Source organism: Shewanella sp. Sh95, from assembly GCF_001308045.1.
GTDB classification, from domain to species: domain Bacteria; phylum Pseudomonadota; class Gammaproteobacteria; order Enterobacterales; family Shewanellaceae; genus Shewanella; species Shewanella xiamenensis.
The window spans coordinates 39727-64518 of sequence record NZ_LGYY01000146.1 but is presented as its reverse complement, the minus strand read 5'-3'; the positions used below and the strand labels follow the sequence as shown (position 1 = coordinate 64518).

Genomic DNA, 24792 nt, shown 5'->3' with positions numbered 1-24792 from the left:
TCAATCGACGGGCTTTTTATTAGGTCAAACTCACAGCTTAAGGCGCCATCACCTGTTTAAAGCTATTGAGCATAGAGCGATCGGTGCGGGCCTTTTTCAACTTACGCAGGCTTTCTTTGAGCGACTCATCGGCCAAACGGGTAAATATCCCATTGTATTCCTTCTCGTTAATCGCTTCGTCCGTATCCGCCTGCTCAGAAATCTCCTGTGCAACACGGCTGAGTTGCAACCAAGCATTAGCGATATAAAAACCATGGAATTCAGCCTGTGGCATTAAATTACGCGCACTGGCGGGTAACGCATCCCACGCTTGGCTAAATTTAGTTTCTCTGTCTTCTAACAGCTCGGCACATAAACCTTGATAGGCCGCTAATAGGCTCTCGGGCAATTTCGCCATAGGTAACACTTTATTGGCAACATTGTAAGAAATCCGCTCGGCGGTTTCGCGATACTCAACTGATACTTCAGCCATAATTTCTCTCTTAACTTAAGCGGCTTAAAATTGGCCGCTAATATACAAACCATAAACCCCATTGTGGGCTAAAGGTGTCACAGTGATCCCTTTATAGGGCTCAGTAAAATACCAACCCGCCAGTGCGCCAATGGCAGCGCCGGCGAGGACATCTTCTAAATAGTGCTTATCGCTCTCGACTCGGGTATAACCCACATAAGTCGCCGCAAGATACGCCGGCAGACCATATTGCCAGCCATAACGCTGCTGAATAAACGTGGCTGCCATAAAACTATCCGAGGTGTGCCCGGATGGGAAAGAATCATCACCACTGCCATCGGGTCTATCCTTATTGACACCCAGCTTAAGCCCTTCGACTATGACTCGGCTCGAGACTGCTGCTTTAAGTAATTGCCACGAGCCTTCATTCCCCTCTTCATAGAATAGGGTCGCGCCCAAAGCCGTCGCCGGCAGGAGTAAATGAACCACATCGCCCGAGGTCTCGATATCATCCGAGTTTGCCCAACTCGCTCCCGTGAACAGTAACAGTGCGGCACAGAGTAATTTTTTCAAGGGTTTTCCTTATTGGGTGAGATCCAAGGCGACGTTTATACCTTGATAGCGGAATGAATGCAAAAATTGCCAATACACAATGTAAACAATTAGTGAAAAACTTATGTTAGGATAATAGTTAGCTATCTGTTTCAAAGTGAACAGGAAATCTATCTCTTGCGATATTGCCGACGATTCTTTGCCATAGCACTACTCCTCTTCACAGGGCAAGCATACCTAGCTTTAGCTGAAGAGCCGCCACAGGTCGAACAAATATTCAAATTATTTGATAGCGGCGAGACAATGTCCCGTGAAGCCATCGAGAAAAATATTGCTTTACTAGAGCAGTACATCTCAAGTGATGATATAGAACGTATTGAAAAACTGAACCAAATCAAGTGCTGGAGCCAACCTTCAGATGATGAAGGCCAAATAACTAACGCGCTTAATTATGCCGAGCAAATGCTCTCACATATTCCATCTACCGCTTCGGCCCATTTTATTACCGATATAACCCTTTGCCATGCTTGGTTTTTACAGCTAAGTGGTGATATTAGCGGAGCTATGGAAGGTTATAATAAAGGCGTGAAAAGCGCATACGCGCATGAAGATATAAAACTCATTGCCGATGCCCGCAGTCTTCGTGGAGCACTACACTCCTATATTGGTGACTTTTCAGAGGCATTAGACGATCTTGTCACCGCCCAAGGGCTTTATGAATCATTAAATCTCACAGGCTGGGCCAATATAAACTTGACCGATATTGCCACCAGCTTTAGACGCTATGGCGACCCTGAAAGCGCAATAAAATACTATCAAAAACTCAAAGAGTTATATTTAAAAAATGGCAATATGGATCAAGTTGCTGGTGTAACTTCAGATATTGGACTCGCCCTAGATGAAATAGGGGAGCATGAGCAAGCAATAGAGAACTTTCGCTTTAGTTACCAATATTTTAAAGATCACAAGTACAAGCTTGTGGCTGCAATAAATGCAACGAATATAGCCTACAGTCTTATTCAATTAAACCGGCTACAGGAAGCGGAAAACTATTTAAAGGAGGCTGCACTCGACATTACAGAGAAAGAGCCCGGAGCTTATGGTTTTATGAAGCTTTTTATGGCAAAAATCCTTTATCAACAAGCTCTTTACCCAGAGGCGCTAACTGAACTAGCCTCAGCCGAAAATGCTTTTCGGACCATGCATAATGACCGTGGTCTTATTCAACTGTTACAACTCAAGAGTGATATCTATGCTGCGATGGGGGACTTACAGCAAGCCTACTATACTCTGCAGCAATTTGTTGATCTAACGAAGAAAGTTGATAACAACTCCACGGCTCACCAGACAACTGAATTAAAAGTAAAATTTGATACCAGTAGGATCGAGTCTGAAAACAAGCGATTGATTGATAATCAAAAATTAAAAGAGCAAGAATTAGCCTTGCTCGAAAAAAATAAGTCACTACAGCTTATCATTCTGCTGTTGACGGGCTGTATTTTGGGCATAGTATCGCTATTTGCCTATAAGCAAGTGCACAGAAACCGCCAACTACAAACCATCGCCTTAACCGATTATCTCACCCAATTGCCTAATCGCAGGCATATATACGCCCAAGCAGAGCAGTATTTTCAGCAAGCGCTTAAACAGCAAATGCCTTTTTCGATCATCATCTTCGATGCCGATCATTTTAAAAAAATCAACGATAACTTCGGCCACGAAATTGGCGACCAAGCACTTTTAACCATAGCCCAGGCCTGCAAAGAATTTGCCGCTGACTGCAATCAAATCGGCAGGATCGGCGGTGAGGAGTTTTTGATCTTATTACCCAATACCAGCGCTGAACGCGTTTGGGATCTGGCCCATGAATTACAAAGCTTAATCAGCCGTTACGGCACCATTAATTTACCGGAAGAGTTAAAACTGACTGTTAGTGCAGGAGTTGCCACCTTATGTCCAGAGACAAAGCCTCAAGATGAAAGCTTTGCCCGTTTACTGAAACGGGCAGATAGCGCGCTGTACGAAGCCAAAAATGCCGGAAGAAACTGTGTTAAAGCTGCGGAACTTACCTGCTAGCTGAATTATTTTTACGCCAAAAAATCTGATTTTCGAGGGGGGGCTGCAGTGCACCAAACCATTTTTGATAGACCTTTGCAAACTCCCCTGACTCTTTTAGCTTTTCTAACTCAACTTGCCAACGCTGCACAGTCTCGGCAGGTGTCCCCTTCGAGAAAGCAAGATAAAGATGGATTTCAGCGATAATATAAACAGGTTTAATAGCCGAGTCCTTCGCCCCAACATCTTCAAGTATATGCTTTACCGCCAGATCAGCCTGACACCAGAATCGTATCCGCGAAAACAACAGCTGTTTAGCCGATTGCTGTGGAAAACTTGCCACTAAGAGGGCATTAACTCCCTGCTGTTGCAACAGTTGTGCCCCCACAGACTCTCGATACACACCAACAATTCCCGCCGTATTCACATCCAACAAGTGATTGATGCTGATAGGATCGTCCGCTCTGGTGTAAAGAGTAATGTTACTAGTCGCGATGGGACCAATAAAATCAAAATTGGCTTCCCGCTCATCGCTAATAGATGTCGCAAACAGCAGCACATTTGCCGTTGTACTCGCGATCGAATACGCCCGCGCCCAAGGCAATACTTCAATCTTTTCTTGCTGTCCAAGGCGAGCTTGCAGCATATTCACCAGTTCCACCCCAAAACCAGTGGGTACACCATCTTGCTCAAAACTCATAGGCGGCCAAGCTTCTGTGACTAAACGCACTGGAGCCACTATCGCAAAGCTTAGCCCTGAATAACCTAAGCTCACACCTAATAACAATCGATAGCAGTACTTGGAGATGGCGGATAACATAGGCAAGACCAAAGGGGAAGTTTAATCTTAATCATAGATCTGATTTACGCACAGAAGAAAGTAACAATTGCTGTTTGGCTTAAATGCCCTAAACACTAAACTCGTCCGCAGCGGCTTAAAACTGCTATCATAGCGCCATCTTATTAAGTTCAACGCAGCTTCCATGTCAACCACAGCAACCTCTCCCGCCAATATTCCCGATGCAGCCACCCTATCCCGCCTCGCTTTACAAATTAAAAACTGGGGAAAGGCGCTCGGTTTTGCCCAAATAGGGATTTGTGACACCGATTTAACCGCGGAAGAAGCTAAGTTGGAAGCGTGGTTAGATAAAGGATATCAAGGAGAAATGGCCTACATGGCCACCCATGGCATGATGCGTGCCCGCCCCCACGAGTTGCACCCTGGCACAGTTCGAGTGATTTCTGCTCGGATGGATTATTTGCCGCCAGAGGCGGGGTTTGCCACTAACTTAGCCTCGCCGAATATGGGCTATATCTCGCGTTACGCAGGCGGTAGGGATTACCACAAACTTATCCGTGCCCGCTTAAAAAAGCTGGGCGATCAAATCAGTAGCGAGCTTGTCGCCTTGGGGTTTGATGCCGCCGACTTCAGGCCCTTTGTCGATTCGGCCCCAGTGCTAGAACGCCCACTCGCCGAAAAAGCTGGCATAGGTTGGACAGGTAAGCACTCACTTATCCTTAATCACGATGCTGGCAGTTGGTTCTTCCTCGGGGAATTACTGATCAACCTGCCCTTACCCGTAGACATTCCGATCCAAGAAGACTGCAACACCTGCGTGGCCTGCATCACCTCCTGCCCGACAGGCGCCATAGTCGAGCCTTATACCGTGGATGCACGGCGCTGTATTTCTTATCTCACAATCGAATTACAGGGTGCCATTCCCGAGGAGTTTCGCCCCTTAATGGGAAATCGCATTTACGGTTGTGACGATTGTCAGTTGGTGTGTCCGGTCAATCGCGAGGCGCCGCTGACTCAGGAGAGTGATTTCCATATTCGGCCTAAACTCAAGCAGCCTGAACTGCTCACCTTGTTTGCGTGGAGCGAAACCGAGTTTCTTAAACAGACCGAAGGCAGCGCCATTCGCCGTATTGGTCATCAGCGCTGGCTACGCAATATCGCCGTCGCCCTAGGCAATGCGCCGAGTTCGCCGCAAATCATCACTGCCCTTGAGCAACGTAAAGCCCAAGCAGATGTCGATAAAATGGTGAAAGAACATATCGATTGGGCCCTAGCACAGCAACATGCGGGCGGCTCACAAGCCAATAACCGTAAAACGGAGCGACTGGTTCGGGTCATTCAAAAAGGCCTACCAAGGGATGCCTAGCATCTTAGCTTAATGCCTTAATTCATACTGGCAACAATCACTTGTGTGGCATCAAAGCAGGCAAAGCATGGCTCGCCTACGTTGAGCGTTTGAATATCGGCCAGTGGCATCACCGAATAGATAATCTCTTTGCCACCAATTTCTATGGCTAGTTCAGCCTTATCGGCAAGTTCAGTCACACTCAGTAAGTGCCCACTGACACAATTTTGCCCAGCGCTCTGGCAGGCATCACGACTGGCCGTCACTGCGGGTGCCTTAAACAACAATAAAATCGATTGGTCCAAAGCTAACTGCAGACGCTCAAAACTGGCATGGGTCACTGAGATTTGGATCTGTTGCCCCCCCGCCAATGTCACCTTCAGGCTGTCATTCAAACCGAGTGGCTCAATGCTGTGGATACGCCCCGTTAATTGGTTGCGAGCACTGGTTTTAAGGGAGAAATGCGCCATCACATCTAACAAACTGTGCATATCGACCGAATCATCAAGCAACGCCGACAGCGCCATTTCCTGCACCTGCGAGGTGATGGAATACACCTTAAGTAAACGCTCACCAAACTCGGTAAGTTTGGCGCCACCACCGCCCTTACCACCCTTTTCACTGCTGACGACGGGCTCGGGCATAGTGGTGTTCATCTCGTTTATTGCATCCCACGCGGCCTTATAGCTGATCCCCGCCAACTTAGCGCCCTGGCTGATAGACCCAGTATTAGCCACTTGGCGCAACAAAGCTATCCGCCGAGGATTGGCGAAGGGTTTGTCCCCCAATGACAATGTCAATAGTGCGTGTAAGTCCATGTTCCTGCGCGCCTTAGCTTAAGTGAATGCTATTGTCCCCGATCAATCTTGAGATACCAATACGTTCGGTCGGAATTCTCCGCCGAGGTATTAGCGTTTTCGCCAATAAACCGAGCCGAGATCACTAATTTACGCATCGGGACTTGAACGATCGATATATAGATTGATATATAACGATCACTTTTTATCACGGAGGAACACCATGATCTCGCTCAAACACTTTTTGCGTTTTACCACAGCCTCAGTCGTTGGCTTAGCACTCAGTTGTAGCATCAGCTTTGCCGCAGACCAAGAACAAGTGACGGTTTTTGCCGCCGCATCCCTCACGAATGCGCTTAATGAGATTGGCCAGCAGTACGAAAAGGAACATCAAAGGAAAGTGATTTTCTCCTTCGCCTCCTCCTCAACGCTCGCCAAACAAATCGCTAATGGTGCGCCCGCCGATCTGTTTATCTCCGCCAACCAAAAATGGATGGATTACCTCGTCGAGGCCAAGGCGGTCAATGCCAATAGCCGCATTACCCTGTTAAAAAATACCTTAGTGCTGATTGCCGAAAAGAATAGCCCAGTAGACCAAGTCACCCTAAACAGCGATTGGGATATTAAGGCCGCGGTCAATGGCAGCCGCTTAGCGGTGGGCGACCCAGATCATGTCCCAGCCGGACAATACGCCAAGCAAGCGCTTGAAAACCTGAATCTTTGGAAAACCGCCGAGCCACTGCTGGCGAGAGCAAACAATGTCCGCGCCGCTCTAGCATTGGTAGAACAGGGCGAAGCACCGCTTGGTATCGTGTACTCGACCGATGCCAAAGTCGCGCAAAAGATTAAAATTGTGGCAACCTTCCCCGCCACCAGCTATAGCCCGATTGAATATCCCAGCGCCTTAACAAAGCAGGAATCAACCGCCAGCGCTAAAGACTTTAATCAATACCTTCAAAGCTCAAGTGCAAAAGCAGTATTTGAAAAATATGGCTTTGGAGTGAACTAGTGCTGAGTGATGTTTTAGTAAGTGGCTCGCTGTTTAACGGGCCACTGCTCAGCGAATACGAAACCGCCGCGCTACTGCTGAGCCTCAAAGTCTCGGCGGTTGCCGTGCTCGCCAGTTTACCCTTAGGCATTTTATGCGCTTGGTTGCTAGCGCGCGTGGAGTTTCCCGGTAAGGCTATCTTCGACAGTCTCCTACATCTCCCACTGGTGTTACCGCCCGTGGTGGTGGGTTACCTGCTGCTCATCAGTATGGGGCGTCAGGGCGTAATCGGGCAGTGGCTCTATAACTGGTTTGGCATAAGTTTTAGCTTTAGCTGGCGAGGTGCGGCACTCGCCGCCGCAGTGGTCTCCTTTCCTCTGATGGTCAGAGCCATACGTCAATCCTTCGAAACCGTTGATATTCGCCTCGAACAGGCGGCGCGCACCTTGGGAAGCAGCCGCTGGCGGGTATTTTTGACCATTACCCTGCCACTCACCTCGCCCGGCATAGTCTCTGGGATGATCATCGCCTTTGCCCGCAGCCTAGGGGAATTTGGCTCGACAATTACCTTCGTCTCTAATATTCCCGGCGAAACTCGCACCATTCCGCTGGCCATGTATTCCTTTATCGAAACACCGGGAGCGGAATATCAGGCAATGCGCCTGTGTATCATCTCGATAGTAATAGCCCTGGCTTCTTTGCTCGCCTCCCAATGGCTCACGAAAAAAGCCCTCAAAAGAACGGCAAGTGTATGTTAAACATCAATATTGAAAAACAACTCGGCCAACTACAACTTAAGGTGAACACCCAGTTACCTTTACAGGGCGTCACCGCCGTATTCGGCCGCTCAGGAGCGGGCAAAACCTCCTTAGTGAATTTACTCGGCGGATTAACCACGCCAGACAAAGGCGAGATTAGCTTGGGCGATACACTATTGTTCAAGCATAAAACCGTTAATCTGCCCCCTGAAAAACGCCGAATTGGCTATGTCTTTCAAGAAGCGAGATTATTTCCCCATTACAGTGTGAAGGGCAATCTCACCTATGGAATGCGCTATAAAGCACCTGAATTGTTCGACAAAGTGGTCTCGCTACTGGGTATAGAAAAACTTTTAAGCCGCTATCCCAGCACACTGTCTGGCGGTGAAAAACAACGGGTCGCCATTGGCCGAGCCCTACTCATCTCGCCGCAAATGCTATTGATGGACGAGCCCTTAGCTTCCCTCGATTTACCCCGAAAACGCGAATTGCTGCCTTACCTACAAACCCTAGCGCAGGAATTGAAGCTACCCATCGTCTATGTGAGCCACAGCTTGGATGAAATCCTACAACTTGCCGACCATATGTTGGTGTTGCATCAAGGAAAAATGATCGCCCAAGGACCGCTAACACAGGTATGGAATAGTGAACAAATGCGCCCCTGGGTACCATTGCAGGAATTAAGTTCGCTGCTGAGCGCCAGAATCTCCGACAGACATCCTGATTATCCAATGACCAGACTGTTGATGGATGACGGCAATCAGCTCTGGGTCAGCGGCCAATTACCGCCCACCCATAAACAGTTAAAGGTGCGCATTCAAGCGAACCATGTTTCGGTTTGCACAGAGGAACCTAAAGGCTCGAGTATTCGTAATTTACTAAGAGGAAACATAAAAGAGCTCTACCCCAGCGATAATGGCGAGCAAATTCAGCTAAAAATTGCCCTTGGCAAAGAAGAACTGTGGGCCAATATCACCCCATGGGCTTGTGACGAGTTACAACTCGCTCCAGGAAAGGCTATCTATGCCCAAATCAAAGGCGTGACTATGACGCAAATGGATATTGCTGAGTCCCACTGAGTGGAATATTTAGCGCAAAATTCAGACACAAAAAAACCGACTCTAGGTCGGTTTTAATCCCTTTGAAGGGATGGTACCAGAGGACGGACTCGAACCGTCACGCTTTTAAGGGCGGCGGATTTTGAATCCGCTGTGTCTACCGATTTCACCACTCTGGCATCAAGATTTAGAGCTAACAAAAACAACTAGCTGGCTCTAAGTGCTGGGAATTATACCTTTGCCTTTGACAATGGCAAGCCCTTTTGAAAGGCTGGGTGGCAAATTAGTTTTAACCGCTCAAAAATCAGTCTTATATAGGATTAAAGCCCTACATAGCTCGATAAGAAGACATTTATCACGCCTGATTCTACTCAGCTCCGTGGGAAAGCAAAAATTGCGCGTATTCCCTGTCACTTTTTTGTATATGGTTAACTAACCAGGATTTTAAAAATGCCATAAGTTCATCGGCAACATCTTCACCTCTCGCTACCCGCTTCTGGAAATCCAGCACCTGACCGACAAGTTGAGCATGCTTTTCTTTATGTCCAGCTGTTTGAGGATAACCAAAGCGTGCAAACAGTTCTTCTTCATAGGAAAAATGATTCGCGGTGTAATCCACAAGTCCTTGAACAATCCGTTTAATCGCTTCGAGGCCATAGGCTTCGCTTAAGGTACGGTGCAATTCGTTAACAAGAGAGACTAAGCGTTGATGCTGGCGGTTAATCTCCGGCATACCGATATCAAGTTCTGGCCCCCATTTTACAAATAGTTGGCTTTGGGCTTGATTAGAGGTAAATAGCTGCTTATCCACATGGAAACGATGTAGCAGTGAACCAATCTCCTGAGACATATTATAAACCTTAAGACTAGATAGATTGGTTAGATTAGTATGATGTGCATTTTTCAACGCTAATTCAGTCATCGCGTTGATATTTTTGTTAATTTCCTCTGCAACTGCATGCTGCTCTTCCGATGCAGTGGCAATTTGATGAGACATATCCGTAATGCTTTCAACGTGAGTGACAATTTCACCCAAAGATTGATGCGCTTTCTCTACCATCAAGGCGGTTTCATCGGCGATAGTGACGTTTTTTAACATCACTTCAACCCCTTGTTGAGCGCCCTTTTGTAATGCGGTTATCTGCTGTTGAATTTCGGCGGTCGCCTCTGAGGTACGTTTTGCCAAATTACGGACTTCATCGGCAACAACCGCAAATCCACGGCCATGCTCACCCGCTCGGGCACTCTCAATCGCCGCATTAAGAGCCAATAAGTTGGTTTGTTCGGCCACTTGCGAGATAGTCTCAATAATGCTGCTAATGCTATTCGTATCGGCGGCAAGGTGTTCAATCACTGCTTTTGTTTGGTGAATTTGCGAAGTCATATCGCTGATTTTATTGACAATAGCGCCCATGACTTCATCACCATGTTTAGCTGAAGTCTGCGCAATATCAGCGGCTTGCGCGGTATTAGCCGCATTGTGTGACACTTCTTGTACGGTTGAAACCATCTGGGTCATGGCCGTTGCCGCAAGCTCGGTTTGACGTTCTTGCTCCAAAACGCCTTGTTTTGCCTGCTCACTAATCGTCTTTATGTCGGTGGCGACCTTCTTCATCCATTCGCTGGTATCAACTAGAGATAGAATAGTACGACTCACATCTTCGCCCATGCGATTGATGCTGTGAACGACAGTGTGAAACACTCCCGCATCTTTCTCATCAAGCTGGTAACTCAAATCACCGTCACCCAAGTGATGAGCCGCACGCTCGAGGTGCCTCAGATTACGGATAAGTTTGTTAATGTTAAAAAATAGAATAAGGGCAAGTGCGATTAAACATAAGGTTGCAACCCAATGCGCGCTACTAAGCAAACAATAAAGGGGATATAAAAGTAAGACCATAGGAGCGAAAATAATACCATATCCCATAGTGCCCTTTTTAACAGTGGTGCTAGCCATTTTTGGCTCCTTCAAAAATGCAGTCTAACTTCAATCAATGCTAAAACGGATTAGCAAATACCTTGTTCTTGGTATCACTTAATAGTTACTACTCTTAAGACTAGTCCCGAATGAAGTAAGAAACAAAGCCCAAAAGATTGAGTTTGATAAAATTTCATCACCCGCTAAATTTGAAGTAGATCACAGGGTTAATCTTTGGTTACAAGATTGTTTTAGGACGTCGATTTTTTATTGATCAGGATCAGTATTTGCTGACAGTAAGAGCGCTAGTGTATGGATGACTTCACAAGAAAGAGGATTTCAATCATGGCATTTTGGTTAGATTTAATGTTCGGTAACCCAATTGGTTTACTTTCAATGATCGTTATCTTTAGCACTATAGGGATAATTTCTTATATCACTTGGATGTTTATCGTGAAGTCAGCGCAACAATCGTAGTTTTTGCTTCCAAATTGTTATTCTGTTCATTGTAGCTTGTAAAAATTGCACGTTGTTATGGGGGTTCCATTAACCCCCATTTTTTATGCCTGTAATTTCGCGTTAGAGCCAACGCTACACTTAAGCTGCGTGTTTACGGTTTTGTACTAAGCCATTGAGAAACTGCGGGCGCGCTTTAATCAGATGTTGCATTTCTTCTTCACTTGGTTCCCCTGCAGGTAAACGTAAAACGCCCCGATTTAAGTAGATACGTGCTTTCATCGAAATTTTATAGTCTGCTGTGGGCCCTTGGATTGCGTAATGACGTTCATTACCTAAACATTCGAGGATACAGGCACTGAGCAAACTTTTGACCGCGGGTTCGTTTTGCGGCAATGTCAAAATAGTGGCTCCTTGCAAAAAGAATTCTCGTAATAATGCTCGCTCTGCACGATCCAGCAAATTAACTTTTGCTTCAATGGTCTCGGTGATGCGCTTATCACTTAAATGACGAATCGACTCATCTAATCCCAAGTTCAATAACTGAGTTAAAAAATACGCGATCGAGATAATAAGTCCAAGCCCGACAAAATGTGCGTGCTCGGGTACAAACTTATCCAGTGCCAGCAAAGTAAGAATATTTGACGGCATCGCCAATAAAACTGCACAACTCACCATTAGCCACAGCATAACCCGAAACATTACCTTCTTAGGGTTAAACAACTTCACTGAATCGAATTTGAGTTTAATCATAGTGTTATCCCAGTGACAAAAAATTGAACTTAGCCAAGACCAAGCAAGTTTGATGCCATTGCTTTATTCAATATTGAGGGATTTTTCACTGGGATAACATGCGAAATTTTTTAAGCTTGAGTCTATGCTTATAAGCATCCAACTTGCTATCAGATAAAGATTATTTAAGATGCTGACATTCTTCAGTCAATTTATAAAAAGCCCGATTGGTAGGCACCTCACCTTGTCAATTGTGCTATTCAGCTCCTTAATCACACTAATGACGACAGCCTACCAACTCATTAGCGATTATCGTGGCGATGTTAGTCGGATTGATCGGGTATTTTCTAATATCGAGAAAGCTAACCTGGATGTATTAGCCGCAAGTATTTGGGTAATAGATGAAAGACTGATTAACACCCAACTAAATGGTCTCATCCAACTACCTGATATTAACTACATTTCAATCAAAGATGATAGTGGTCAATCGTGGAACGGAGGAACCCCAAAACCAACTCATACTTTAAATAAAATCTTTCCTCTGGTGTATAAATCACCGACCGACAATATCAACGTTGGTACTTTAGAAGTACAAGTAGACATGGATGCCATTTATGACCGCCTTTACGATAAAGCCATCCTTATTTTACTCTCCAATGGCATAAAAACCTTCTTAGTCGCTGGATTTATTCTATTTTTAGTCTGGTACAACATCACTAAACATCTCGATAAACTCAGTAAATACTGCAAACGGATTAACTTAGACGCGGACTTCGAACCCCTTCAATTTGAACGTAAGGAGAAAATCGATGAGTTTAAACAAGTTGCTGATGCGATTAACAGCATGCAAGGGCAACTTCGCAGCTCATTTGAAGCACTGAAAAGTTCTAAAGCAGAGTTACAAACAGCATTAGAAGATAGAGAGCGTTTACTGAAACTCGAACGTAGTTATAAGGAAGAACTAGCAAGACAAGTTAAAGAGCGAACCCAAGAGTTAGAGCAATCCTTAGCCGCTCTAAAGCGCGCACAGCAGGTGTTAGTTGAACAGGAAAAAATGGCCGCCTTAGGAGGATTAGTGTCTGGTGTGGCGCACGAAATTAATACCCCCATTGGTATTTGCTTAACGGCGGCCAGCGCACAATTAAATCATATAGAAGAACTCATTGAGCTTATCCATAGTGAGCACGCGACACTCGACGAAATCAATGCGATTTTGGACGAGTATCAACAAAGCTGTGAGCTTATAGTTCGTAATATCACCAAAGCCAGCAGCCTAATTCAAAAATTCAAGACTATTGCTATCGACCGCAGCCACGAAGAGCATCAGTGCATCAATCTGCAAAGGCAGCTTAAAGAGATTTTAGCGTCTAGCTTGATAATGCATCCTAAACTCAACGCAAAAACCGACCTACAAGTCGATCCCAACTTAAATATTCAAACTAATGTGAGTCTATTAAACCAAATCGTCAGTAATATATTGTCCAACGCTTATACCCATGCATTTCAAGACCGAGAAGATAATCAGATACAAATCTCCGCCAGTATTGAGCAGGGCTTTGTGAATATCAGCATCCAAAATAATGGCGTCGCAATCCCCCCCGAAGTCGCTGAACATATGTTCGAGCCTTTCTTTACCACCAATAGAAGTAAAGGCGGCACGGGATTAGGTTTATCCGCTGCCTTTAATGCAGTCACCTTGTTAAAAGGTTCAATGAGCTATCAAGCAGACTCTTCACTTGGCGGCGCGCAATTTAACATTCGCATTCCTCTTAACCAATGCGATGCGCCTAAGATAACCACTCACCACGAGTTCACTATTTGAAAATATTTAGAACAATAAAACATACAAATTGGATTATTCGTTAGCTAATTGTGCCAACCGAGAAAGGACACGGCTCGCCGCCACAAATCCAAAAGTACCAGTGACCATAGTCACAGCACCAAACCCCGAAGCACAATCCATCCGCATGCTACCATCGGCGGTGGCTTTAGTACTACAAACCGAGCCATCAGCTTGAGGGTAAACGAGCTGTTCACTAGAAAAAACGGCATCCACAGCAAAACGACGTTGTACATTTTTGGAGAAGTTATATTCACGGCGAAGAATATTACGCACTTTTGCAAGCAACGGATCTTGATAGGTCTTAGCCAAATCAGTCAGTTGGATCTGTGTTGGATCAACTTGCCCACCAGCACCACCTACGGTCACTATCTTGATTTTTTGACGTTTGCACCAAGCAATAAGCGCTGCTTTTTGTTTAACCGCATCAATACAATCAACAACATAATCAATATTGCCGCCTGACTGAGAACCTAGTAAATAGTCACCCAGATTGTCGACCGTAATAAAATCTTCTACTTCATTGACTTGGCAATCAGGATTAATCTCGCGGATCCGTTTGGCCATAACTGCAACCTTAGAATCGCCAATAGTTGAGGTAAGCGCATGAATTTGACGGTTAGTATTGGTCACGCAGATATCATCTAAATCAATTAAGGTAATTTGACCAATACCACTCCTTGCCAATGCCTCAGCCGCCCAAGTGCCCACACCACCAATACCAATTACCACGACATGAGATGCTGCAAATTTCGCAAGCGCTTTTTGCCCGTACAAGCGGCCTATGCCACCAAAGCGATTTTGATAGGCTTCAGTCATCAATACTTACCTTATTTATATCTAGCGAACCCGGCCGCAACGAGAATGAGGAGAAACACTTACCAACGCAGCATAATGCATGAAAAATGCGCCGAAGATTCTAAACGATTTAAGCCAAAAACCGAAATCAAACTCAACCCATGAGCTAAAAGATGCAGCTAGATATTAAATTAAACCACTCGGCTTTCCTAAGGCACTGAGCAGACATGTTTGCACGAATGCAAATGTAAGCGCTAAACCCACGTTGATTGACGGCTTTACTCGTCAATAATCATTTCTCGTATCGCAAGCACAAGCTTGCCAGAACGAATAAAATTCACACTCAAAACGTCAATACGTCCTAATACTATGGTCTAGGATGATGGCTATCGCATTGAACTAATGCTTATGCTAGCTGAGTTAATACAATATCTAAATAATAGATCATCAACAACAATTAAATTTTTGATTTTAAACACATTTAACAACATCTTCTCAGGTGTTTTGTTGCTAAAAAGTAACTTTACTTGTTTTTTTTATTGTACTCGGTACCCAATAACACCAACTCACGCGTATATGACAAACTTGCGACAACATTAGTATATGCTACAGTTAGGCCCGCCGGTCTGTATATGCTACGGCACTTCGCATACCTCTTTAGTAGTATGCCAAAAATACAGTTTTATCTCTTACACGCCGATTTTCGGTCAAGTGATAGGGAAATGTCCTAAAAAACCCCGAATACAGGCAAGGAGAGCTAAAAACTTGATCTATGACACAGCCTGCAAGGCATAAAACTGTAAAAATCGGCGGCAACTTTGTTACTTATTTCTGTAACAAACGTGTTAAACCACACAAAAACCATGAAAAATGGATAAGAACTTAGGTTCGAGGGAGCACAAAACATGAAAAAGACATTCATCTCTGCATCAGTTGCATCAGTATTAGCGCTGGCTTCATTCGGTGCGCTAGCCGAAGGCCCAAGCTTCTATGGTCGTTTAGAGCTTGCATTAACTAATACTGAAACAGGTGCAACTCTACAATCAGGCACCAATGGTGTTGACACAGCAAACTATGCTGATGAAAACAATGCTGGTACCTATTTAGAAAATAACTTCTCACTGTTAGGTGTTAAAGGTACTGAGAAAATCGCTGATGGCTATGATGTTGTTTATCAAATGGAATTCCAAGTTGAAAACACTTCTGGCTCAGGTGATGTGTTCAAAGCTCGTAACACTTTCCTCGGTTTAAAAACTAATGCAGGTACTGTATTAGTAGGTCGTAATGACACTGTATTCAAACAAGCAGAAGGTAACGTAGACGTATTTGGTAACACCAACGCCGATATCGACCGTTTAGTCAGCGCACAAACTCGTAGCGCAGACGGTGTTTGGTACTACTCTCCAAAAATCGCTGATTTAGTGACCTTAAACGCCACTTATCTATTTGATGATAACGACACTACTGCAAAAACCACCGAAAGCTTATACGCTCTGAGCGCGACTCTGGGTGATAGCAAGTTCAAAGATCAAAACTACTATGTCGCTGTAGCTTACAACAAAGGTATCGCTGGTGTTGACGCATACCGCGGTGTTGCTCAAGTTAAATTTGGTGACTTCAAAGTGGGCGGTTTATTCCAACAATCTGAAGATGTTGTGAATAGCGATAAAGATGGTAACACCTATTTTGTAAACGTAGTTTACACCTTAAACGGTGTTAACCTGAAAGCCGAATACGGCTTTGATGAAGCAGGTTTTGGTAATTACTACAAAAACGTAAACAAATATACTGTTACTTCGACTGATCCAGTAACAGGTAAAGATGTTATCACCAATAAGTCTTGGTCAGGTACTGATATCAGCGTGCAAAACTTCAACGTGGGTGCTGACTACCGTTTCTCTAAATCAACTATGGTATACGGTCAATACGCAATGTACCGTGGTGACCATGTCGTAGCAGGTAACAAAGTAGACCTACAAGACGACAACGTATTCTCTGTTGGTGTACGTTACGACTTCTAATATCCTTACGGATATTCGCTAATAAAAACCTACCGCAAGCGGTAGGTTTTTTTATGCCTTGTATTTAAGAAAAGTGACTCTGTAGCGCATAACTCTGATAATAAAAAAGCCACTCCAGTGAAACTTGAGTGGCTTTGATTAACGGTTTTGATAACTTGTGCTGGCAACCTCTTACGCAGCCTCAAATTCACAGTTAAATGCTAGGCAAGACCTCTGCACCTTCGCCTAATTCCACACTATCAACACGCTGTAATCCACGTGGTAATTTTGCACCACGGCGTCCGCGCTCACCGCGATAATGCTCTAAATCACTTGGTTTAAGTGTGAGTTTGCGCTTACCCGCCCACAAGGTAACTGGAGTATCTGCTGGCACAAGTTGTAAATGTGTCATTAACTCTTCACGGTTTTTAGCGCGCTCGCTTGGAATACCGATAATCTTATTACCTTTACCCTTGGATAATTGCGGCAATGCTTCCAATGAAAACAGCAGCATACGACCTTCATTGGTGATGGCAAGGATAGACATCTCTCGATTACGATCAATCGGTTTGGGTGATAAAGACTTGGCATTCGTCGGTAAACTCAATAGCGCTTTACCCGCCTTATTACGAGACACCATGTCATTGAAAGTACAAATAAAGCCATAACCTGCATCGGTTGCTAAGAGGAAGCATTGCTCGTCTTCCCCCAAAATAACATGCTGCATGGTCTCACCAGATGCCATATTAAAGCGCGTAGTAATGGGCTCACCTTGGGTACGAGCCGATGGCAGACTATGACTATCGGTGGCAAAGGCGCGACCGGATGAGTCAATAAACACTGCCACCTGATTACTGCGCCCGATGGCACTACAGAGATATTGATCGCCCGCCTTATAGGATAAAGACTCGGCATCAATATCATGGCCCTTAGCACAACGCACCCAACCTTTTTCTGATAACACCACAGTCACAGGTTCACTCGGGGTAAGCTCTTGCTCTGTTAAGGCGCGGGACTCATGGCGTTCTACAATAGGAGAGCGGCGATCATCGCCATAGGTCTCACCATCTTGGATTAATTCTTTCTTTATTAAGGTTTTTAAACGGCGTTCAGAACCTAATAATTGCTCTAACTTTTCACGTTCAGCTTCCAGTTCGTCCTGCTCAGCTTTGATCTTAAATTCTTCTAACTTAGCTAAATGGCGTAATTTTAACTCGAGGATGGCCTCAGCCTGCTTGTCTGTCAGGTTAAAACGCGCCATCAACTCCGCTTTGGGCTCATCATGAAAACGAATGATCTCAATGACTTCATCAATATTGAGAAAAGCGATCATTAACGCTTCAAGGATATGTAAACGCGCCAACACTTTATCTAAACGATATTCGAGGCGACGTCTTACGGTATCGACACGAAACTCAAGCCATTCGGTGAGTAAGTCTTTTAGGCCCTTAACTCTTGGACGACCATCCAGGCCCAGTACGTTAAGGTTTACCCTAAAACTTTTCTCAAGATCGGTGGTCGCAAACAAGTGCGCCATCAGTTGATCGCAATCGACGCGATTTGAGCGCGGTACAATCACTAAGCGAACGGGGTTTTCATGGTCAGACTCATCACGCAAGTCAGCAACCATAGGCAATTTTTTCGCCTGCATTTGAGCAGCAATCTGCTCTAAAATCTTACCACTACCCGCCTGATGTGGTAGCGCGGTGATCACTATTTCACCGGCTTCGACAGTATAAACCGCACGGGCTTTTAAGGAGCCACGCCCAGTTTCATAGATTTTGGCAATATCGGCAGACGGGGTGATGATCTCAGCTTCTGTAGGATAATCAGGCCCTGGCACATAGGCCATCAACTGCGCAAGGTCGAGTTTGGGATCGTCCAAAAGCGCAACGCAGGCATTCACTAACTCTCTAGCATTATGTGGCGGTATATCTGTCGCCATGCCCACAGCAATGCCAGTGATGCCGTTCAGCAAAATATGGGGTAAACGTGCAGGCAGCACTTTGGGCTCTTTTAACGTGCCATCGAAGTTCGCCCCCCAGTCAACCGTACCTTGTCCCAGCTCAGATAATAACAGCTCAGAAAACTTCGACAGGCGCGCCTCGGTATAACGCATTGCTGCAAATGACTTAGGATCGTCTGGTGCCCCCCAGTTTCCTTGACCATCTACCAGTGGATAACGATATGAAAATGGCTGCGCCATCAGCACCATCGCCTCATAGCAGGCACTATCGCCATGGGGATGGTACTTACCTAATACGTCACCCACTGTACGAGCTGATTTTTTATGCTTTGATTGAGCCGATAAACCAAGCTCGCTCATAGCATAAATAATCCGTCGTTGTACGGGTTTAAGGCCATCACCAATATGGGGTAAGGCTCGGTCCATAATGACGTACATGGAATAATTCAGATAAGCTTCTTCGGTAAAGCGCCGCAATGGCATCTGCTCTACGCCATCCAAGCTTAACTTGATTGCGTCACTCATTTTCTTCTAGTTCCTGTGGTTCTTCAGTATTATCGCCATCCCTATAGAACAGTCGATACAGGTTACCTTTCAAATCATCCGAGATGTACATGGCCCCATCTTCACCGGACAATAATCCATAGGGGCGGGCGACAGGAAACTCACCGTCGAGAAAACTCACTACGGTTTCGCGACTGACCACCTGTTGATTCTCAAGCTTCAACATGACGATTTGATAACCGACTTTGCTTGAACGGTTCCAAGAACCATTTTCAGCAACAAACAATTGGTTATGATAGATTTCTGGGAATTGCTTACCACGGTAAAATGCCAGTCCCGTTGGTGCAACGTGTGCAGGCAGTTCGTATATCGGTACAGAAATTTTTAAATTTTTTGGCTTTTCATAGGCAGGTTCGACCACGGATGATGCGTGTAAATACGGAAAGCCATAATGGCTGCCCGCCACATCGATGCGGTTAATCTCATCGGGGGGTAAGTTATCGCCCATCCAATCGCGTCCTTGATCGGCAAACCACAATTTGCCGTCTTGAGGAGACCAGTCAAAACCTGTCACATCGCGAATACCTGACGCAATTTGCTCACTGGCGCCGGTATCCACATTAATCGCAATAATACTGCTATAGGGTGCGCTCGCTTCACACACGTTACAAGGTGCACCGATAGAGACATAGAGCCTGCCATCAGGACCAAAATTCATCGCTCGTGCACTTTTCTTATCTGACTCTGGTAAATCGCTATAAATCTCTTTAGGACGACTTGGACGGCGTAAGCGCTGCTCGATATCAATAAAGCGGACAATTCGGTTTTCAGTTGCCACAAACAGATCACCATTATGGAACGCGATCGCATCGGGAGACTCTAACCCCTTGGCGATGACATAACGCTTGTCTACACGACCATCTTGATTACTATCAACAAGCGCATGCACTGTGCCACTCTTATTGGAGCCGACAAATAAGGTGCCATTTGCCCCCATCGCAAGCTGTTTGGCATCCCCAAGATCGGAAGCATAGAGCGATAAACCAAATCCCTTTGAGACGGTAATCATGATCGACTGAGACCCTGCAATCGCCGTCTGGATCGGTAACAAAGCCAGACTCACCAGTAGGGTCCAATAGGCAGAGAACACCTTTAAACATTTATAATTATTCGTTTTAATATACAACATGGTAATTTTCTTTATGCCTAAGTGTTATTGTTATCGGCAATAGTGCACAACATTAAAGTACCGCCATGTCACCCTTATCTTCGAGCCAGTTTTTACGATCGGGTGAACGCTTCTTAGCTAACAGCATATCCATAAGAGAATCAGTTTCTTCCGCATCATCAATAGTTAACTGCACTAAACGGCGAGTATTAGGGTCCATTGTCGTTTCACGCAATTGCAGTGGATTCATTTCACCCAGACCTTTAAAGCGTGTTACTTGAACTTTACCTTTTTTATTCTCAGCGCTGATACGATCGAGAATACCTTCTTTTTCAGCCTCATCTAAAGCGTAATAAACATCTTTACCTATATCGATACGGAACAGTGGCGGCATGGCGATATAAACATGCCCCTGCTCAACCAACACTCGGTAATGTTTCAGAAACAGTGCACAGAGTAAAGTCGCAATATGCAATCCATCGGAATCGGCGTCGGCGAGAATACAAATCTTGCCATATCTTAACTCGGAGATATCGTTGCTGTCGGGATCACAACCAATTGCCACCGAAATATCATGTACTTCCTGCGACGCTAATACCTGAGATGCATCCACTTCCCACGTATTTAAGATTTTACCACGTAGCGGCATAATAGCTTGAAACTCACGGTCTCTAGCCTGTTTAGCACTGCCTCCCGCAGAATCCCCTTCCACAAGGAAGAGTTCGCCGCGCATTGGATCTTGGCCACTACAATCGGTCAATTTACCCGGTAATGCGGGACCTGATGTGACTTTTTTACGGGCGACTTTTTTCGCTGCTTTTAAGCGTTTTTGCGCGTTATTAATACACATTTCAGCCAATGACTCGGCTAATTCGGTATTCGAATTTAACCAAAGCGAAAATGCATCACGCACGATACCTGAAACAAAGGCTGAGCTTTGACGGCTCGAAAGCTTCTCTTTTGTCTGTCCCGCAAACTGCGGGTCTTGCATTTTCACTGACAGAATGAAGGCTGCGCGATCCCAAATATCCTCAGGAGAGAGCTTAATCCCGCGGGGGATGAGATTACGAAACTCACAAAACTCACGCATCGACTCCAACAAACCTTGGCGAAAGCCATTCACATGGGTGCCACCCAATGGCGTTGGGATCAAGTTGACATAACTTTCGTTAATCGACTCCCCGCCCTCTGGCAACCAGGTAATAGCCCAATCTGCCGCCTCAATTTGTCCCTTAAAACTACCGATAAAAGGCTCTTCCGGCAGCATGATATTATCGCCTACCGCCGTCTTAAGATAATCGGTTAAGCCACTCTCGTAGTACCACTCATGCACTTCGTTAGTGTGCTTATTAGTGAATTTAATTCTAAGACCGGGGCACAATACTGCTTTGGCACGCAGTAAATAAATAAGTTTGGAATTGGAGAAATTCGCCGAATCAAAATAACTCGCATCAGGCCAAAAATGTACTCGAGTACCGGTATTGCGCCGACCGCAGGTACCACTGACTCGTAGTTCTTCGACTTTAAAGCCATTTTCGAAAGCCATATCATACACTTGGCCATCTCGGCGCACAGTGACTTCAACTCTGCGAGACAGGGCGTTAACGACTGAAATCCCTACACCATGCAAACCACCAGAGAATTGATAATTTTTATTTGAAAATTTACCGCCAGCATGGAGTTTAGTCAGGATCAGCTCGACCCCTGGAATACCTTCTTCGGGATGAATATCCACTGGCATACCACGACCATCGTCAGTGACTTCCAGCGAGTTATCTGTGTGGAGCACTACTTCAATTTTAGTGGCATGGCCAGCTAAGGCTTCATCGACACTGTTATCTATGACCTCTTGGCCTAAATGGTTAGGTCGGCTGGTATCGGTATACATACCTGGACGGCGTTTAACTGGGTCGAGTCCGTTAAGAACTTCAATGGCGTCAGAGGTGTATTGATTAGTCATAGTGTACGCTATAGGTTGTTATATCCGGCCATGTTGCGGCTGTGGATGACGATTTGTCAAGGTAAGTGTAAAAATTGGCTTACAGTTTGCAGATATCGCTCATAACCCACAAAACTGTGATCACCACCGGATTCAATCCGTAATTGGCAATGATGATATTTATGTAGCGCTTCGCGATAATCCAGCACTTCATCGCCCGTTTGCAATAGTACCAAAAAACGATCGGGATTGCGGATAACAGCCGTATTAAATTCAGCCACTTCCTGCTTATGCTCTGGTAATACCTGATAATGCTCTTCGGTATAAGGGTTAAATTGCGGCCCCATAAATTCATCAAACAGTTCAAAGGGTTTTACTGCCGGATTCACCAACACGGCTCGGCCACCATAATGCTCAGCCAAGTAACTGGCAAAATAACCCCCTAAGGACGAGCCAATATAGTTAAGCGGCTCACCCGCTTGCAAAGCCTCCTCTACATAGCGCTGTAGTAAGGCCATCGCAGCTTTGGGTGTATTGGGTAACTGTGGCTGATGAAAAGTGAGGGACGGGTGATGCTCGGCCATATATTGTGCCGTCATCACCGCTTTATCAGAGAAAGGAGAACTGTTGAATCCGTGAATATAGAGCAGCATAGTTCCTCAAGCTGCGGTCACTCGCGTTAATAACCGCTGGAATCTTTATCGGGGGAAAACAGATTTCCCGGTACGCGATACACATTAGTGCTGATGCTACCATCGGCCTTGAGCTCCAGCAAACGATAACCGGGTTGCAGTCCATCGAGGGCAAAATAAGGCGATTGCGGTTTAAACTGGATACAAGTAGAAGGTGTCGCCATTAATTGCAACGCACCATGTGGACCATCGTAAAGGCTATCCAATTGTTGATGCACATGGCCCCACAGCAAAGCTTTGACCTGCGGGTATTGAGCGACACACTTTAAAAATTCCGTCCCATTATCCATGCAGTGTTGGTCTAACCAAGCACAATTAACCAAAATAGGATTATGATGCATCACCAGTAAAGTATGGCGGTCTGGATGTGCGGCTATAGCCTGTTCAATGAGTTCGAATTGACTCGCGGCCATATGACCACCAGGTTTTCCTCTCACGGTGGAATCCAGCATCAAAATTTGCCATTTACCAACTAAAATACGTTGCTGGCCAAAAATCCGCTCGCCCTGCATATGCAAAAACATGATCCGCGGATCATCATGATTACCCGGAAGATAATGGCAAGGTAAATTGAGCGGGGCGACCGCTGACACAAATTGGCGATAAGACTCAGGGGAATAATCTTGACTTAAATCACCTGTGGCAAGCATAAGATGCGCAGGGTAATTAACGGCGCGTATGGTATTGAGTACCGCGGCCAAACTTTTGCTGGTATTAACACCAAGTAGCTGAGCTTCAGGATCGGCAAAGAGGTGCGGGTCAGTGACTTGCACTATGCGCACACTTTCATCAGCTACAGAGTAAGAGATAGCCTCTTTCAGCACATTGAATACCCAATTCTAAGACTGGCAAACCAAACGTTGTTGGCCACCAATCTTCAATAATTCTCCCAGGAATGCATTTACCTGGTACTTCTCATCACTATGATACATACGTAAATTGGGATAATCATACACTGGGCGCAGTTGGTAAATCTGTTGACCAGTTAACACTTCTGCTAATTTAGCATCATGATAAATTCTCACTAACACCTTGGGAATATTAACAAACTCCACTATTTGTAGTGGGCGTGAGATTTCAACTAATTGAGTATATTTGGTATTTTCTAAAATACGGATAACTAATACACCAAATTCACCTTCAAGTTGCCAAGATTGACCCACAGCAATATCCAGTGGCAACCACTTTTGCATATAGCCATAGTTACGCCCGCATAGCGCTAAAAAGTCGCTCACGTTGGGTTGATAACGCGGTTTTTGATGTGATGTTGAATGCGCCAAACCTTTTCCAACCTAAACCAGTTGCTGATAGTTTAATTGCAACCACTGCAATCCAATAACGGTCGATGCATTGTCTATTTCGCCATTAACGACACCGTGATAGGCAACCTCACGGTCTACAACATGCAATCGAATATCTTCGTGTTCGTCAGCTAATCCATGCAAACCTTGGGCTTGTGATGAATCCACCTCAGCCCAATAAAAATAGAAACGTTCAGTACTGCCACCAGGGCTTGCAAGATAACTGCTCACAAAATGGATGTGGCGAGCGGTCAAACCAGTTTCTTCTAACAACTCGCGGTGCGCGACATCCTCTGGCGTTTCGTCGGGCGCAATCATACCCGCGACTAACTCCATAAGCCAAGGAGATTTAGTGGTTGCTAATGCAGGAAACCTAACTTGCTCAATCAACACAACCTTATCGCACTTAGGATCATAGGGCAGCACAACGACTGCATGGCCACGTTCAAAGACCTCACGGGTGACAGGCTGACTCCAGCCTCCAGCAAATAGCTTATGTTTGAAGGTAAATTGCTCTAAGGCAAAAAAGCCTTGATATAGCGATTTTTTTTCGAGGATTTCAATATCTGTTTGCGAAAAAACCTGAGGCTTCATATCTTATCCTTAACAGTTAAATTTTCGCCTATTATCAAGGCAATTTGGCTCATTTTTAAATAAAATCTGTTACACTTCGCA

22 protein-coding genes and 1 tRNA gene are annotated in these 24792 nt (G+C 45.3%); 8 read left to right on the top strand and 15 right to left on the bottom strand.

Annotated features, from left to right (window positions below; genetic code table 11):
* Positions 1-37 precede the first annotated feature (37 nt).
* Both AEA42_RS10760 and AEA42_RS10755 read right to left on the bottom strand, forming a co-directional pair.
* Positions 38-472 carry a DUF3069 domain-containing protein gene (locus AEA42_RS10760; RefSeq protein ID WP_037422197.1) on the bottom strand — a complete coding sequence of 145 codons (435 nt, stop codon included), beginning with the start codon at positions 470-472 and terminating at the stop codon, positions 38-40.
* A 24-nt stretch (positions 473-496) separates the two neighbouring features.
* A complete protein-coding gene (locus AEA42_RS10755) occupies positions 497-1024 on the bottom strand; it encodes a phosphatase PAP2 family protein (protein ID WP_055647711.1) in 528 nt (175 codons plus the stop codon).
* A gap of 114 nt (positions 1025-1138) precedes the next feature.
* Between AEA42_RS10755 and AEA42_RS10750 the strand changes: the two genes are divergently transcribed.
* Positions 1139-3079 (top strand): GGDEF domain-containing protein, encoded by a 1941-nt coding sequence (locus AEA42_RS10750; RefSeq protein ID WP_055647710.1) that lies wholly within the window; start codon positions 1139-1141, stop codon positions 3077-3079.
* Here the strand turns inward: AEA42_RS10750 and AEA42_RS10745 are convergent.
* The gene (locus tag AEA42_RS10745; RefSeq protein ID WP_047539388.1) at positions 3069-3878 is read right to left on the bottom strand and encodes a transporter substrate-binding domain-containing protein; all 810 of its coding nucleotides are present in this window, start codon (positions 3876-3878) and stop codon (positions 3069-3071) included. The genes AEA42_RS10750 and AEA42_RS10745 overlap by 11 nt on opposite strands.
* Positions 3879-4041: 163 nt before the next feature.
* Here AEA42_RS10745 and queG point away from each other — a divergent pair, with 163 nt between their 5' ends.
* The gene (queG, locus tag AEA42_RS10740) at positions 4042-5223 is read left to right on the top strand and encodes a tRNA epoxyqueuosine(34) reductase QueG (protein ID WP_055647709.1); all 1182 of its coding nucleotides are present in this window, start codon (positions 4042-4044) and stop codon (positions 5221-5223) included.
* A gap of 17 nt (positions 5224-5240) precedes the next feature.
* On the opposite strand, the gene AEA42_RS10735 is transcribed toward queG, so the two are convergent.
* Complete coding sequence (locus AEA42_RS10735) at positions 5241-6020, bottom strand: TOBE domain-containing protein (protein WP_047539382.1); 780 nt, start codon at positions 6018-6020, stop codon at positions 5241-5243.
* A 202-nt stretch (positions 6021-6222) separates the two neighbouring features.
* Between AEA42_RS10735 and modA the strand changes: the two genes are divergently transcribed.
* The 3 genes from modA to modC are packed head-to-tail and all read left to right on the top strand — an operon-like array spanning position 6223 to position 8824.
* Positions 6223-7008 carry a molybdate ABC transporter substrate-binding protein gene (gene modA / locus AEA42_RS10730; protein ID WP_055647708.1) on the top strand — a complete coding sequence of 262 codons (786 nt, stop codon included), beginning with the start codon at positions 6223-6225 and terminating at the stop codon, positions 7006-7008.
* On the top strand, positions 7008-7745 hold the full coding sequence (gene modB / locus AEA42_RS10725; protein WP_088586704.1) for a molybdate ABC transporter permease subunit: 738 nt from the start codon (positions 7008-7010) through the stop codon (positions 7743-7745). Before modA ends, modB begins: the two co-directional genes overlap by 1 nt.
* Complete coding sequence (gene modC / locus AEA42_RS10720) at positions 7739-8824, top strand: molybdenum ABC transporter ATP-binding protein ModC (RefSeq protein ID WP_055647707.1); 1086 nt, start codon at positions 7739-7741, stop codon at positions 8822-8824. Before modB ends, modC begins: the two co-directional genes overlap by 7 nt.
* A 71-nt stretch (positions 8825-8895) precedes the next feature.
* Here modC and AEA42_RS10715 read toward each other — a convergent pair.
* Together AEA42_RS10715 and AEA42_RS10710 are read right to left on the bottom strand one after the other, a co-directional pair.
* Positions 8896-8982, bottom strand: a tRNA-Leu gene (locus AEA42_RS10715).
* A gap of 188 nt (positions 8983-9170) precedes the next feature.
* Positions 9171-10760 carry a bacteriohemerythrin gene (locus AEA42_RS10710; RefSeq protein WP_055647706.1) on the bottom strand — a complete coding sequence of 530 codons (1590 nt, stop codon included), beginning with the start codon at positions 10758-10760 and terminating at the stop codon, positions 9171-9173.
* Between the two features lie 306 nt (positions 10761-11066).
* Here AEA42_RS10710 and AEA42_RS21810 point away from each other — a divergent pair, with 306 nt between their 5' ends.
* Positions 11067-11198: a DUF3149 domain-containing protein gene (locus AEA42_RS21810; RefSeq protein ID WP_011715898.1), complete on the top strand. Its 132-nt coding sequence runs from the start codon at positions 11067-11069 to the stop codon at positions 11196-11198.
* Between the two features lie 120 nt (positions 11199-11318).
* On the opposite strand, the gene AEA42_RS10705 is transcribed toward AEA42_RS21810, so the two are convergent.
* Positions 11319-11930, bottom strand: coding sequence for a superinfection exclusion B family protein (locus AEA42_RS10705; RefSeq protein ID WP_047540754.1), 612 nt, complete (start codon positions 11928-11930; stop codon positions 11319-11321).
* A 169-nt stretch (positions 11931-12099) separates the two neighbouring features.
* Here AEA42_RS10705 and AEA42_RS10700 point away from each other — a divergent pair, with 169 nt between their 5' ends.
* Complete coding sequence (locus AEA42_RS10700) at positions 12100-13731, top strand: ATP-binding protein (protein ID WP_047539347.1); 1632 nt, start codon at positions 12100-12102, stop codon at positions 13729-13731.
* A gap of 33 nt (positions 13732-13764) precedes the next feature.
* Here the strand turns inward: AEA42_RS10700 and tcdA are convergent, their stop codons facing one another.
* Complete coding sequence (tcdA, locus tag AEA42_RS10695; RefSeq protein WP_047539345.1) at positions 13765-14568, bottom strand: tRNA cyclic N6-threonylcarbamoyladenosine(37) synthase TcdA; 804 nt, start codon at positions 14566-14568, stop codon at positions 13765-13767.
* A gap of 884 nt (positions 14569-15452) precedes the next feature.
* On the opposite strand from tcdA, the gene AEA42_RS10690 reads away from it, so the two are divergent.
* Entirely contained in the window at positions 15453-16568 is a 1116-nt protein-coding gene (locus AEA42_RS10690; protein ID WP_055647705.1) for a porin, read from the top strand.
* 193 nt (positions 16569-16761) lie between these two features.
* Here AEA42_RS10690 and parC read toward each other — a convergent pair whose 3' ends face one another.
* From parC to nudF, 7 genes are read right to left on the bottom strand one after another with little or no spacing between them, the layout of a single operon-like run.
* The gene (parC, locus tag AEA42_RS10685) at positions 16762-19038 is read right to left on the bottom strand and encodes a DNA topoisomerase IV subunit A (protein WP_055647704.1); all 2277 of its coding nucleotides are present in this window, start codon (positions 19036-19038) and stop codon (positions 16762-16764) included.
* Positions 19031-20206: a PQQ-dependent sugar dehydrogenase gene (locus AEA42_RS10680; protein WP_037422162.1), complete on the bottom strand. Its 1176-nt coding sequence runs from the start codon at positions 20204-20206 to the stop codon at positions 19031-19033. Before AEA42_RS10680 ends, parC begins: the two co-directional genes overlap by 8 nt.
* Before the next feature lie 52 nt (positions 20207-20258).
* Positions 20259-22145 carry a DNA topoisomerase IV subunit B gene (gene parE, locus AEA42_RS10675; protein WP_037422159.1) on the bottom strand — a complete coding sequence of 629 codons (1887 nt, stop codon included), beginning with the start codon at positions 22143-22145 and terminating at the stop codon, positions 20259-20261.
* 56 nt (positions 22146-22201) lie between these two features.
* Positions 22202-22777 carry a YqiA/YcfP family alpha/beta fold hydrolase gene (locus tag AEA42_RS10670; protein WP_055647703.1) on the bottom strand — a complete coding sequence of 192 codons (576 nt, stop codon included), beginning with the start codon at positions 22775-22777 and terminating at the stop codon, positions 22202-22204.
* Between the two features lie 26 nt (positions 22778-22803).
* Positions 22804-23640, bottom strand: a complete 837-nt coding sequence (gene cpdA / locus AEA42_RS10665) for a 3',5'-cyclic-AMP phosphodiesterase (protein WP_055647702.1) — start codon at positions 23638-23640, stop codon at positions 22804-22806.
* 15 nt (positions 23641-23655) lie between these two features.
* A complete protein-coding gene (locus AEA42_RS10660; RefSeq protein WP_037422150.1) occupies positions 23656-24096 on the bottom strand; it encodes a DUF1249 domain-containing protein in 441 nt (146 codons plus the stop codon).
* A 12-nt stretch (positions 24097-24108) separates the two neighbouring features.
* A complete protein-coding gene (gene nudF, locus AEA42_RS10655) occupies positions 24109-24711 on the bottom strand; it encodes an ADP-ribose diphosphatase (protein ID WP_037422148.1) in 603 nt (200 codons plus the stop codon).
* Positions 24712-24792: the final 81 nt, after the last annotated feature.